The 12,718-nt window shown below is 45.9% G+C and carries 17 protein-coding genes; 5 read left to right on the top strand and 12 right to left on the bottom strand.

What is annotated here, in order from left to right; translation table 11 throughout:
* Positions 1 to 33: 33 nt before the first annotated feature.
* From B2W60_RS00975 to B2W60_RS00955, 5 genes are all read right to left on the bottom strand, one after another.
* Positions 34 to 942 carry a DUF2232 domain-containing protein gene (locus B2W60_RS00975; protein ID WP_292361865.1) on the bottom strand — a complete coding sequence of 303 codons (909 nt, stop codon included), beginning with the start codon at positions 940 to 942 and terminating at the stop codon, positions 34 to 36.
* A gap of 37 nt (positions 943 to 979) precedes the next feature.
* Positions 980 to 1,207: a 30S ribosomal protein S18 gene (rpsR, locus tag B2W60_RS00970; RefSeq protein ID WP_292357806.1), complete on the bottom strand. Its 228-nt coding sequence runs from the start codon at positions 1,205 to 1,207 to the stop codon at positions 980 to 982.
* A 15-nt stretch (positions 1,208 to 1,222) separates the two neighbouring features.
* Positions 1,223 to 1,567, bottom strand: a complete 345-nt coding sequence (gene rpsF, locus B2W60_RS00965; RefSeq protein ID WP_292361864.1) for a 30S ribosomal protein S6 — start codon at positions 1,565 to 1,567, stop codon at positions 1,223 to 1,225.
* A gap of 103 nt (positions 1,568 to 1,670) precedes the next feature.
* A complete protein-coding gene (rlmB, locus tag B2W60_RS00960) occupies positions 1,671 to 2,399 on the bottom strand; it encodes a 23S rRNA (guanosine(2251)-2'-O)-methyltransferase RlmB (protein ID WP_292361913.1) in 729 nt (242 codons plus the stop codon).
* Between the two features lie 37 nt (positions 2,400 to 2,436).
* Entirely contained in the window at positions 2,437 to 3,117 is a 681-nt protein-coding gene (locus B2W60_RS00955; RefSeq protein WP_292361863.1) for an OmpA family protein, read from the bottom strand.
* Between the two features lie 94 nt (positions 3,118 to 3,211).
* Here B2W60_RS00955 and moaB point away from each other — a divergent pair, with 94 nt between their 5' ends.
* The 5 genes from moaB to B2W60_RS00930 are packed head-to-tail and all read left to right on the top strand — an operon-like array spanning position 3,212 to position 7,049.
* The gene (moaB, locus tag B2W60_RS00950) at positions 3,212 to 3,727 is read left to right on the top strand and encodes a molybdenum cofactor biosynthesis protein B (protein WP_292361862.1); all 516 of its coding nucleotides are present in this window, start codon (positions 3,212 to 3,214) and stop codon (positions 3,725 to 3,727) included.
* On the top strand, positions 3,724 to 3,975 hold the full coding sequence (locus B2W60_RS00945) for a glutaredoxin family protein (RefSeq protein WP_292361861.1): 252 nt from the start codon (positions 3,724 to 3,726) through the stop codon (positions 3,973 to 3,975). Before moaB ends, B2W60_RS00945 begins: the two co-directional genes overlap by 4 nt.
* 54 nt (positions 3,976 to 4,029) lie before the next feature.
* Positions 4,030 to 4,920, top strand: a complete 891-nt coding sequence (locus B2W60_RS00940) for an alpha/beta fold hydrolase (protein ID WP_292361860.1) — start codon at positions 4,030 to 4,032, stop codon at positions 4,918 to 4,920.
* A gap of 38 nt (positions 4,921 to 4,958) precedes the next feature.
* The gene (gene rnd, locus B2W60_RS00935) at positions 4,959 to 6,107 is read left to right on the top strand and encodes a ribonuclease D (RefSeq protein ID WP_292361859.1); all 1,149 of its coding nucleotides are present in this window, start codon (positions 4,959 to 4,961) and stop codon (positions 6,105 to 6,107) included.
* Between the two features lie 6 nt (positions 6,108 to 6,113).
* On the top strand, positions 6,114 to 7,049 hold the full coding sequence (locus B2W60_RS00930; RefSeq protein ID WP_292361858.1) for a carbohydrate kinase family protein: 936 nt from the start codon (positions 6,114 to 6,116) through the stop codon (positions 7,047 to 7,049).
* A gap of 36 nt (positions 7,050 to 7,085) precedes the next feature.
* On the opposite strand, the gene B2W60_RS00925 is transcribed toward B2W60_RS00930, so the two are convergent.
* The 7 genes from B2W60_RS00925 to B2W60_RS00895 all read right to left on the bottom strand — a co-directional run bounded on the left by B2W60_RS00925 (position 7,086) and on the right by B2W60_RS00895 (position 12,606).
* Positions 7,086 to 7,574, bottom strand: coding sequence for a phosphatidylglycerophosphatase A family protein (locus tag B2W60_RS00925; RefSeq protein ID WP_292361857.1), 489 nt, complete (start codon positions 7,572 to 7,574; stop codon positions 7,086 to 7,088).
* The gene (gene thiL, locus B2W60_RS00920) at positions 7,555 to 8,532 is read right to left on the bottom strand and encodes a thiamine-phosphate kinase (protein ID WP_292361856.1); all 978 of its coding nucleotides are present in this window, start codon (positions 8,530 to 8,532) and stop codon (positions 7,555 to 7,557) included. The genes B2W60_RS00925 and thiL overlap by 20 nt, the downstream gene beginning before the upstream one ends.
* A 46-nt stretch (positions 8,533 to 8,578) precedes the next feature.
* Complete coding sequence (nusB, locus tag B2W60_RS00915) at positions 8,579 to 9,040, bottom strand: transcription antitermination factor NusB (protein ID WP_292361855.1); 462 nt, start codon at positions 9,038 to 9,040, stop codon at positions 8,579 to 8,581.
* Positions 9,041 to 9,523, bottom strand: a complete 483-nt coding sequence (gene ribE / locus B2W60_RS00910; protein ID WP_292361854.1) for a 6,7-dimethyl-8-ribityllumazine synthase — start codon at positions 9,521 to 9,523, stop codon at positions 9,041 to 9,043.
* 70 nt (positions 9,524 to 9,593) lie between these two features.
* Complete coding sequence (locus B2W60_RS00905) at positions 9,594 to 10,469, bottom strand: symmetrical bis(5'-nucleosyl)-tetraphosphatase (protein WP_292361853.1); 876 nt, start codon at positions 10,467 to 10,469, stop codon at positions 9,594 to 9,596.
* A gap of 12 nt (positions 10,470 to 10,481) precedes the next feature.
* Positions 10,482 to 10,964, bottom strand: coding sequence for a DUF934 domain-containing protein (locus B2W60_RS00900; RefSeq protein ID WP_292361852.1), 483 nt, complete (start codon positions 10,962 to 10,964; stop codon positions 10,482 to 10,484).
* Complete coding sequence (locus tag B2W60_RS00895; protein ID WP_292361851.1) at positions 10,948 to 12,606, bottom strand: nitrite/sulfite reductase; 1,659 nt, start codon at positions 12,604 to 12,606, stop codon at positions 10,948 to 10,950. Before B2W60_RS00895 ends, B2W60_RS00900 begins: the two co-directional genes overlap by 17 nt.
* Positions 12,607 to 12,718 lie beyond the last annotated feature (112 nt).

The following is a 12,718-nucleotide window of genomic DNA, read 5'->3' as shown; positions in this document are numbered from 1 at the left end:
TTCGCAGTCAAAGACTGCTTATAAATAACCGCATTACGCTATTGAGCGTTTGCGAAAATTAAACCATTGTTCCAATACACCCAGTGAGGCGGTCAAAATCAACATCTGCGGCAGCATAAGCACCATCAGCACATACATAACCACTAACCAGGCCACCGATTTCTGTTTAGTCCGAACGATTGCATGGGCTACCGCAATACCTTGTATTGCAAACAGCACCAGCAGGACCGGTAAACAATCTATCAATAGCGTCAGCGAGCTGGCTATTGGTGTTAATGACAAGCCCATCAGCACCGCGGTGATTATTGCCAGCGTTTTACCCAACGAAATCTGAGTAAATTCACTGCCAAAAGCACCTTCGTTATAAAGCGCAGCTTGCCACGCACGACCGATCAAAATACCCAGAATAATATTGACGCTTACTGCAGCGGCCATCAGCCCCGTCATCATGCCGGCCATTTGGACCAGGAAGTTTTGGGTTTCTGCCGCATTCAGTTGCCATCCAGATTGCTCTGACAGTAATTGTACGAATGGTGCCAACATTTCCTGCCACCATAATGCCGGACTGGACAGGAAAATATGTGCTATCAGTACTACCAGGATACCTGCACCTGCTGCCGCCAGAAGTGCCCGCTCCAGTGAACGACTATATCCTAATACCAGCGTCACCAAATAAGCCGGTAACCAACTGGTCAGCAATAGTGCCAAAGCAATCCAGATCTGACCTAAAAGCAATCCGGCTACAATAGCAAATACCACCAAAGTTGCCGCCATAACACGAAGCCCTTCTTTAGGGCCTACACGTAAAGTGGCTAACACAATTACCCCGCTAGCGAGATAATTCAGTGGTGGTAGCAACATTGCAGCAACCGATAGCAAAGCCGCTGCAAATGCAGCTTGCCAGCGACCTTTCATTGCAAAATCAGCTATACCACGCAACATATTATTTTGATCTTAACCTTACAACTGGGAAGCTGAATTACTTGTGCATATCACAGTAAGGCAGCAATGCCAGAAACCGTGCACGTTTTACACAAGTTGACAGCTGACGCTGGAAACGAGCTTTTGTACCGGTAATACGACTTGGGACGATTTTACCTGTTTCAGTAACGAAATTTTTAAGCAGGTTTACGTCTTTATAATCAATTTGTTTCACACCTTCGGCAGTGAAACGACAAAATTTTCTACGTCTGAAAAAACGTGCCATCGTGATATCTCCTGATTAGGCTTGTGAAGCGGGTTTTTCGTCGTCTTTGCGCATCATTGGTGAAGCTTCAGTAACAGCTTCGTCCATGCTGACAACCAGGTGACGAATAACGGCATCATTGAAACGGAAAGCAGTGGTGACTTCATTCAATTGCTCAACATCACATTCAACATTCATTAACACATAATGTGCTTTGTGAACTTTGTTGATTGGATAAGCTAATTGACGACGGCCCCAGTCTTCCAGACGGTGAACCTGACCACCAGCAGTAGTCAATGTTTGGGTATAGCGCTCGATCATACCGGGCACTTGTTCGCTCTGATCAGGGTGGACCAGAAACACGATTTCGTAATGTCTCAATTTGAGCTCCTCACGGTTTATACAGCTTGCTGAAAAATTTCAGAAAGCAAGGAGTTTTACCTATGAAAGGCAATCTGGCATTTTACTTTATTTTACTACCTGCTCACAAGCGTCGTTGACGATCCGCTTCAAATAAGCAAACACCAGCGGCTACAGATACGTTGAGACTTTCGGCACCACCTTGCATGGGAATGTGTATAACCTGATCACAGTGGTCTCTGGTTAAACGACGGATGCCCTGACCTTCGGCGCCAAGGATAATCGCTAAAGGCCCTTTAAGATCTGCCTGATACAGACTCATTTCGCTATCACCTGAGGTGCCCACTAACCAGATACCCCGTTGCTGCAAATCTCTTAACACGCGCGCAAGATTAGTGACCTGAATAAAGGGTAAGCGTTCAGCAGCACCACTGGAAATTTTAATTGCGGTCGGCGTCAAACCAGATGCACGATCTTTGGGTGCAATCACCGCATGTGCTCCGGCCGCTTCTGCCGTTCGCAGACAAGCGCCAAGATTATGCGGATCCTGAACACCATCCAGAATTAATAGAAATGGCGTTTGCTGCAAATTATCCAGCAATACATCCAAATCTGTTTCATCAAGAACAGCCAACGGATGACAACGGGCAACACAGCCCTGATGTCGATTTTCCGGAACCATATCATCCAGTTGCTTACGCTGGGTTTTATGTAAACGTATTCCCAAATCACCCGCTAGCTTATATATAGTTTCAACACGTTGATCATGTCGCTCATCCGAAATCCAGATTTCGGCCACGCGTGAAACAGGCGACTCAAGAGCCGCCTGTACTGCATGCAAACCAAAAATCAGGTCTTGCGATGGTGCCTGGTTTCTATCTGATGGGCCTTTACGGCGTTTGGTAGGCTTCAGCTTCCTGTCCCTCTACAATAGGTTTTACAATTATTTCCACACGACGATTCAACTGTCGCCCGGCTTCGGTATCATTTGTGGCACGCGGTTCAAGTTCACCACGTCCCATTGGTACCAGACGTTCTTTCAGCACACCTCGTGCCGCAAAATAGTTGGTTACGGATTGGGCTCTACGTTCAGAAAGTTGCTGGTTATAACTTTCTGACCCTTTGCTGTCTGTATGTCCGATGACATGAATTATGGTCTTGGGATAACGCTGCAGCACATCAGCGACTTTATTCAACGTCGGTTCAAACGCGGGTTTGATGGCTGAGCTATCAAAATCAAAAGATACTTCGTTTGAAATATCAATTTTCAATGATTCGTCCTGCAGTTGCTGAATTTGCAATTCATTACGGGCTTGTTCCTGAGCCAACGCCTCATTCATTTCACGTTGCTGGTTATCCATATAACGTCCCACACCGGCACCGGCCAGCGTACCGACAGCAGCACCGGCTATTACGCCACCGGCACCATCATCAATGGCATATCCGATAATTGAACCGGCAGCCGCACCAATTGCTGCACCTCTTTTAGTTCGCATATTGGGATCGTCTGCCGCACAGCCTGACAAAATGATCGCCGATGATATGGCTGAGACTAATAAGATTTTTTTCATTGTTATGACTCCTCACTATTGCGTAGCATTCTAGACCCTAAGCGATATGCTGACTATACTTGTTTTCTAACTTCCTATGCGAGAAACACTGCTCATGGATCGTGAATTTATTGCTGTCAAAATTGCCATTTTGACGATTTCTGATACCCGCACAGAAACCGACGACATATCCGGTAAAACGTTAAAAGACCGCTTGCTCTCTGCGGGTCATGAACTTGCCGACAAACAGATTGTTACTGATGATATTTATCAGATTCGCGCCATTGTTTCGCGATGGATTTGCGATGAGCAGGTTGATGTCATTATCACTACCGGCGGCACCGGGCTGACCGGAAGAGATGGCACCCCGGAAGCCGTTCAGGTACTGTTTGATAAAGAAATTAATGGGTTTGGTGAGCTGTTCCGACAAATCTCTTATGACGTTATCCGCACATCAACCATACAATCAAGAGCCATCGCCGGCGTAGCAAATGGTACGTTTATCTTTTGTCTTCCGGGGTCATCCGGCGCGTGTAAAACGGCTTGGGATGACATTCTACAACATCAGCTGGATGTCCGGCACAGGCCTTGCAACTTTGTTGAACTGATTCCTCGATTGCGCGAAAAATGATTAATCTGCAATTATTTTCCACGGCTGGATGCCATTTATGCGAGCTTGCAATTGAACAGGTCATTACGCTCGCCATCGCCGAACAGATAAATTTACATGTCGTTGAGATCGGTGACGATGATGATCTGGTAGAACAATATGGCGTTCGCATTCCAGTCATCAAGTTTTCTGATAACAGTGAAATAAACTGGCCATTTAATCAAAATGATATTCTGCAGAAAATTGCCTGGGAGACTACGGAACTTTAACGCTTATTTCATCTCTTAATTTAACTGTTAAGTTAACTGCATCGGAGCCAATGAATGAAAGCGTTGATCTGGCCTTTTTTAGTATTTTGGTCTGTTTCCGCACCATTAATTGCTGCTGAATTTCCAGCGATTCCCGGAAAACGTTTCGATGTTGGCGGCTATCAGTTGCACATTAATTGTACTGGCTCCGGCAGTCCCACTGTTATTGTGGATGTTGGTCTTGGCGATGATTCCACTGACTGGCAGCTTATACAGCAAGCCGTTTCAAATCATTCAAAGATATGTGTTTTTGATCGACCGGGTTACGGTTGGAGTGATTTTGGTCCATCGCCAAGAACCAGTAACAGAATTGCCGATGAATTAGAGACATTACTTGAACAGGCCGATATTCCTCCGCCATATATACTGGTGGGCCATTCATTTGGTGGATACAACATCCGTATTTTTGCAGCGAATAACCCTCAGATGGTCGCGGGCATGGTGCTGGTTGATGCCTCTCATGAAGATCAATACAAACAATTTCAAATCAAACTACCCAACAATTTCAATCGACGTGGCACCATCATGATTTTGCCGAAATCCACGGATAGTATGGCACATGCGAATAAACCTCCAATATTACGTGAACGTGCCTTTCATGCCGCCAGAGCAGAAATTTCAGCTCTGGATGAAAGTTCAGTGCAATTACAGAAAAATTCAGCTTTACCGGTCGTACCATTAATCGTAATCAGCCGTGGAAAACCAGAGTGGTATGGTGATTTAAGCCAACAGCAACGTGAAAAAACCTGGATTACTTTGCAACAGGATTTGTCGCGTTTATCTCCTATCAGTACACATATGTTTGCCCATCAAAGTGGTCATGCTATTCCTCATGAACAGCCTGAGATTATTATTGAAGCCATTGAACAAATAGTGAGTCAGGTGCACGCCCGCAACACCCTCTAAAAACAGTTATACTGGTTGCTTTTTTTCAGCTGGATAACATGACTGTTCTTTACATTGATTCGGATGCGGCGTTAACACAATTTTGCCAGGATATTCAGGACAGCCATTGGCTGGCTATCGATACAGAGTTTCTGCGTGAAAAAACCTACTACCCCCAACTATGCCTGATCCAGATTGCCAACGATGATGTTATTGCCTGTGTTGATCCTATCGCTGTAAAAGATCTGACACCATTACTTGATCTACTTTATCAACCGCAAATAACCCTGGTGTTTCATGCTGCACGACAGGATCTGGAGCTACTGTATTTGTTAAAAAATGCACTTCCACAAAACCTGTTTGATACGCAGTTGGCCGCGACTATTCTGGGTGATGGTGATCAGATTGGATATGGCAACCTGGTTAAGCAGCGACTCAATGTCAATCTGGATAAAGCGCATTCCCGTGCGGATTGGACACAGCGACCTTTAAGCGCTGAACAACTGGAATATGCTGCTGATGATGTGCGTTATCTGCGTGAACTTTATCATCAGATGTCTGCCGATTTGGAAAAGCAGCAACGCACTGAATGGCTCAAAGAAGATTTTTCAGCCCTTGCTAACGCTGATAATTATATTGCAGACCCTGAAACCATCTGGCGCAAAATCCGTGGGGCAGGTAAATTGAAGGGCGTTCAGCTGGCCATACTTCAACAACTGGCAGCATGGCGTGAACAACGGGCAATCGATCGTGATCGCCCGAGACGCTGGATAATCAAAGATGAAGTCATGTTGGATCTGGCACGATTTGCACCGGAAAAGATAGAAAAACTCAGTCAGATTCGCGGTCTTGAAGCCCGGGATATTGAACGTAATGGCCGGGCCATTATTGACGTAATCAGTAAAGCCAAACAAACGCCGCCTGAAGCGTGGCCGATTTTACTTAAACCTGAACCACTGAGTAATCAACAGGAAGCTCTGATTGATGCACTGATGGCTTTATTACGTAAATTCTGTGATGAACAATCCGTCACGCCCATTGCTGTTGCCAGTCGTAAAGATATAGAAAAGCTTGTTCGCGGTGAAACCGAACTGGCTTTATTACAAGGATGGCGTTATCAGATTGTGGGACATCACCTGACTGCATTTATTGACGGTCATTTGTCTGTCACGGCTGATATACAACAGATTCATACAAAAGAGGTATAAATAAAGATGTCGGTACTTATCTGTGGCTCATTTGCCTACGACAATATTATGGTGTTTCCGGATCAATTCAAAAATCACATTCTGCCCGACAAAGTGCATATGTTGAATGTAGCGTTTCTGGTGCCGGAGTTACGTCGTGAGTTTGGTGGCTGTGCCGGCAATATCGCTTTTAATATGAAAATGCTGGGTGATGAACCGGTACCGATGGGAACAGTCGGCAGTGATTTTGGTACGTATGCCGCATGGATGGATAAATTTGCCATCAATCGCCGGCATGTACATGTCAAAGACGATCATTTCACAGCACAGGCCTATATCACCACTGATATTGATGATAATCAGATCACCGCTTTTCATCCCGGAGCCATGAACCTGGCCCATGAAACTAAAATCACCGAAGCGCAAAATATCAGGCTGGGCATTATCGCTCCGGATGGTCGTGACGGTATGATTCAACACGCTCAGCAATTTGCGGATGCCGGCATTCCATTTATTTTTGATCCGGGCCAGGGGTTGCCGATGTTTGATGGCGAGGATTTGCTGCAATTTGCCCGGCAGGCAACCTATATCGCCTTGAATGATTATGAAGCGCAGTTATTTGAAGATAGAACCGGCCTGCCACCCGGAGAAATTGCCAAACAGGTTGAGGCGCTTATCATTACTCGTGGCGCCCAGGGATCGCATATTTATACCGCGGGAAAACGTATTGATATACCCTGTGCCAAAGCCGAAAAAGTCGTGGATCCAACAGGTTGCGGCGATGCATATCGTGCCGGATTATTACATGGCATTTTGCACGGCAAGGATTGGGAAATGACTGGACGTATTGCGTCATTATTAGGTGCCATCAAAATTGAACAGCATGGCACTCAGAATCATCAATTTACCGCTGAAAGCTTTGCTGCACGATTTGAACAAAACTTTGGCATGACTTTAAGTTAGATTTTGTATAAAGCTCTGAGACTGCCCTTAGCAGTTTCAGAGCAAATAATGACAAAGCTGTAATACCATCGCGGCAAAAACTCCGGCGATTACATCATCCAGCATAATGCCAAAACCACCATGTAACTTGCGGTCGGCCAATGAAATCGGCCATGGCTTCCAGATATCAAATAATCTGAATAACACAAATCCCAAAAGCATCCACTGCCAACCGGCCGGGGCAGCAATCATTGTGATCAGATAACCGACAATCTCATCCCAAACCACGGCAGAGGGATCGTCCTGTTTCAACCAGTTAACAGCTTGCTGACAAATCCAGATCCCGGCAAAAAATGCGATGAAAGTGATGAGTAAGTAACTCAGCATCCCGACATCGTGGATCAGCCAATAGATTGGTAATGCGGCTATTGTGCCCATCGTACCAGGCGCTTTCGGGGATAATCCGCTTCCAAACCCATAGGCAAGTAAGCATGCCGGTCGTTTAAGCAAATCCAGCAATGTAACCTTATTTGGAGAAGTGGTCATAACCTGCCCTGATATTTAAGAATGGCTTCCAGTGACCCTGCTCGCCTTGATAATAAATGCCGGTATCGTCTGTGATTTCACCAATCACATGGATCAGGTTCGGAAACTGTTGTTTGAGCCCCGCCACTTTGTCTGCAGTTGCGGTAAAACATAATTCGTAATCGTCGCCACCGGTCAACGCCAGTTGTGTAGCAAGTTCCAGGGGTAATTTTTGCAACACAGCAGAAAACGGTAAAGCCGATAAATCCAGCTTTGCCCCTTTATTACTGGCGTTAAGGATATGAGTTAAGTCAGCTAATAAACCATCCGAAATATCAATGGCTGCATGTGCCTGACCAGCCAGTTGCTGACCGATTTGATTTCGTGGGGTCGGCATTTCCAGTCGCTGCAACAGATATTCGATATCTGTATCGCTTAACGCTGATTTATCTAACTGCCCTAACTTATATTGTAAAGCGGCAGCGGCATCACCAAGACAGCCTGTAACACATATCAAATCAGCCGGTTTAGCGGCATTACGCCGAAGCATATTTTCAGCCTGAAGATGACCATGCACCTGAATGGTGATGGATAACGGTCCTCGTGTCGTATCACCACCAACCAATTGAATTCGATGCTGTTTAGCGATTTCAGCTAAACCGGCTGAAAACTGTTTAAGCCACTTGTCGTTTATCTCCGTCAACGTCAGAGCGAGAGTAAACCATGCCGGCTCCGCACCCATTGCAGCAAGATCACTGAGATTGACCGCCAGCGCTTTAATGCCTAATCGATAGGGATCAACATCGGCAAAAAAATGTGTACCTTGCACCAAGGTATCAATGGAAACTGCCGTCAACGTATTTGCAGGAGTGTATAAAACAGCGCAATCATCTCCAATACCGACTACTACATCATCACGCTCCGCAGTTAACGTATTGAAATAGTGGTGGATAAGTGAAAATTCGGGTGATAAATTCATTTAAAAAAGCCCCGTCAGGATGGTTGCATCTTTTCGGGGCTGAGAATCAATTCGATTTTTTCTGGGCTCGAGAGACCTTGGCGGCCTGGTATTCTGCCTGGCGCAGACGAGCACCCATTTTATCCAGAACACCATTAACATACTTATGGCCTTGTTCTCCACCAAAGGACTTGGCGAGCTCTACAGCTTCATTCAATACCACCCGATAAGGGATATCCGGACGGTGCATATATTCAAAAACAGCCAAACGCAAGACCGAAACCTCAACAGGATCCACAGCGGATAAACTTCTATCCACCGCATGAGCCAGTTCAGCATCAATGGTATCAATTTCTTTGGTCACGCCGTCAACCAGCACTTGAAAATAGTTTTTGTCGATTTTATTGGCGTACTCGGCCATAACAAAATCCATCGTGTCTTTTTCAGGCGCCTGATTGTTGACAAGTGATTGATAAAGCGCTTGCACAGCAGCACGTCTAGCCTGGGTCCGGGGCAGTCCACCAGCCATTTACTTGGCATCTCCGATTTGACGTAATACATTAACCATTTCGATAGTGCTCATTGCCGCTTCAGCCCCTTTATTGCCAGCTTTAGTACCTGCACGCTCAATCGCCTGTTCAATTGTATCCACCGTCAACACACCAAAGGCAATCGGAATATCCAGTTGCAATGTCAGCTGACCCAGGCCTTTCGAACACTCACCTGCGACAAATTCAAAATGTGGTGTACCACCACGAATAACCGCGCCTAAGGCAATGATGGCATCGTATTTTTCAGTTTTGCCCATACGTTGTACGGCTAATGGAATTTCTACTGCGCCTGGAACACGGGCGATTTCAATATCTTTTTCCGCTGCTCCGTGACGTAATAAAGTATCGACTGCACCTGCAATCAGATTATCAACGATAAAGTCATTGAAACGGCCAGCAACGATACCTACTCGTATGCCTTTTGCGGAAAAGTCACCTGAAAAGGTTTTGATATTGCTCATATTTCAGAAATGTCCATTAGAGATAAAAAAGGTATTGTACTGTGTTTAAAAATGAATGCCTAACAGTCAGTTACAGCCAGCGTTGCTTTTCTGCAGCCGTTTTATTGCGTGCATGCGGCAAACCATCCGGATCGGCTTCAACCACTGTCCATTGGTAAGGCGTTTGATCAATGCGTACTGCCGTCAACTGCTCTCCCCACACCGCCCCACTGTCCAATGAAAAGACGTTGTCATACTGGCCTGTTCCTAATTGCGACCAATGACCAAATACAATCCTGTCATTGACGCTGGCGCGATTAGGCATCATGAACCAGGGTTTCTGCTCAGCCGGTTTATCTTCAGGTGCACCTTTGAATTTCAGTGCCAGACTGCCATCTTCATGACAATAACGTAAGCGGGTGAAACAGTTGGTAATAAAGCGTAATCGATCCCAGCCGGTTAAGTCAGCAGACCAGCGTTTGGGTTTATTACCGTACATATGCTTGAAGAAATCACGCCAGTTATCAGATTGAAGCACTGACTCCACTTCAGCTGCTCTGGCTAGCGCTTCATCAATGCTCCATTCGGGTGGTAATCCGGCATGAACCATCGAAAACTGTAATTCACTATCGTGGTAAAACAAAGGCTGATGTCGTAACCAGTAGACCAGTTCATCCCGATCTTCAGCATTCAGCACTGAATCAATCGTATCCAGTCGATGACTGTACTCAACGATGCCGGCAGCATGCGCCAGCATATGCAGATCATGATTCCCCAGCACAACTTTAGCTGTCTGCTCACCCAGGTTGCGAACAAAACGCAGGGTATCTAATGATTTTGGTCCACGGTTAACCAGATCTCCGGCAAGCCATATCTGATCCCACTGAGGATCAAATTGGAGTGTTTCGAGTAACTTGATCAGCTCGTCGAAACACCCCTGAACATCACCAATTGCATAAACTGCCATTTTGCTGGTGAATTAACGGCGACGAAACAATGGTTCAGGCCTTAATACTGTTGCCTGATAGCTTTCACTGAAATCATCAAATGCGGCTAGAGCTTGTGTCAGCCGATTCGGGTTTGCCAGTTCAAAACTATTGATACCGCACTGCGACATGTAAAACAGCTGGTCGTATAACACATCACCCTGAGCGCGGATTTCACCTTTAAAGTTATACCGGTCACGCAACAAACGGGCATAGGAGTAACAACGTCCGTCTGTAAATGCCGGAAATAACAATACAACGAGTTGAAAGCGGCCTAAATCCGGAACGATTTCCTCTAATGGATCATCCCCGGATAAACGAATGCCCAAGCCACCTTCGTGATGACTTAATGTCTCGTGCTGTTCCTGCCAACGTGTTATTGAAACCGTAATATTTCCAGCAACCAGAGCCGCCTCATCATCCAGATGCTGCCAGTTGTCTTCAACGATCTCGCGATCTTTAATGATCTGCTGCATAAACACGCTCCTTGAATGGATCTACGCCAATCCGGCGTACAGTCGCGAGGAAACTCTCATCTTCATAGCGTAAATCGATATAGGCATCCAGTAAGTGCGCTACCGTATCGACCACCTCATCTTTTGGAATAGCCCGACCAAGACGCTCACCAAGCGAAGCATCAGCCTCGGAACTGCCGCCCAGAGTAAATTGATACCACTCCTCACCTTTTTTATCGACGCCCAGAATACCGATATGCCCGACGCTCTGATGGGCACAGCCATTCATACAGCCTGAAAATTTGATTTTGATATCGCCCAGATCATGCAGGTAATCCAAATCATCGAACCGTTGGGCAATACCTTTGGATAATGGGATGGATGTGGCATTGGCCAGACCACAGTAATCCAGACCGGGACAGCAGATAATATCTGTCAGGGTATTGATATTAGGTGTGGCCAGATTTTCTGCATTCAAACGTAACCACAGGGCATACAAATCCGCTTGTTTTACATCGGTATAAACCAGGTTTTGTGTATGGGTGGAGCGCACTTCGCCAAAACTGAATTCATCCGCCAGGTCTGCGACGACTTCAAGCTGTTCAGAGGTAATATCCCCAGGTGCCTGGCCCGGTTTTTTCAACGAAACATAGACTGCACGGTAGCCTGAAACTTTATGGTCCGCAGTATTTTGCTTGACCCAAAGTGCAAATTCCTTGTCCTGTGCTAACAGATCCGCATAACTGCTGTCTGAATCAGCTGCATCCAATTCATAAGCAGGCTCGGTGAAATACTGTTTTACCCGTTCGACTTCTTTTTTATCCAGTTTCAACTGGTCACGGATATGTACCCACTCCGCTTCAACCAGTTCACGGATATGGTTGATACCGTGTTCACGAACGGTAATTTTGATACGTGCTTTATATTTGTTATCACGGCGACCCAAACGGTTATAGACACGCAGAATCGCTTCAAGATAGGACAACAAATCCTGTTTTTCCAGGAAAGGACGAATCTGTTCACCAATGATTGGGGTACGACCCAAACCACCACCCACCAGCACTTCAAAACCGACGTCACCTTCGTGATTTTTCACCAGATGCAAGCCGATATCATGCAACTTGGTTGCCGCGCGATCTTCATGGGATCCCACAACGGCAATTTTGAATTTGCGTGGTAAGTAGGCAAATTCCGGATGGAATGTTGACCACTGACGAATGATCTCAGCCCAGGGCCGTGGGTCTTCAATTTCATTGGCATTAACACCAGCCAGCTGATCTGAAGTGGTGTTACGAATGCAGTTACCACTGCTTTGAATCGCATGCATTTGCACGCTGGCCAATTCGGCCAGAATATCCGGTACATCCTCCAGTTTGGGCCAGTTCATTTGGAAATTCTGCCGCGTGGTGAAATGGACAAAACCTTTATCGTACCGACGTGCAACTTCAGCAATTTTACGAACCTGGCGGGATGACATCATCCCGTAAGGTACTGCAACACGGAGCATCGGCGCATGGATCTGAATGTATAAGCCATTCATCAGCCGCAGTGGGCGGAATTGTTCTTCGGTTAATTCACCAGCAAGGAAACGACGTGTCTGATCACGGAATTGCGCTACTCGCTGATCAATCATCGTTTGATCATACTTATCGTATTGATACATTTATGGTCTCTAAACGGTTTCAATGGAACCGCATATTATAACGATGACGGCTTATAACAGGAAATTATAAATGGCTATATCAATATTATTAAACACTTAAAAATCTGTCTAA

The organism is Methylophaga sp. UBA2496 (assembly GCF_002341635.1).
Lineage (GTDB): Bacteria > Pseudomonadota > Gammaproteobacteria > Nitrosococcales > Methylophagaceae > Methylophaga.
The sequence above is the reverse complement of the archived record's forward strand: the minus strand, read 5'-3'. Positions and strand labels throughout refer to the sequence as shown.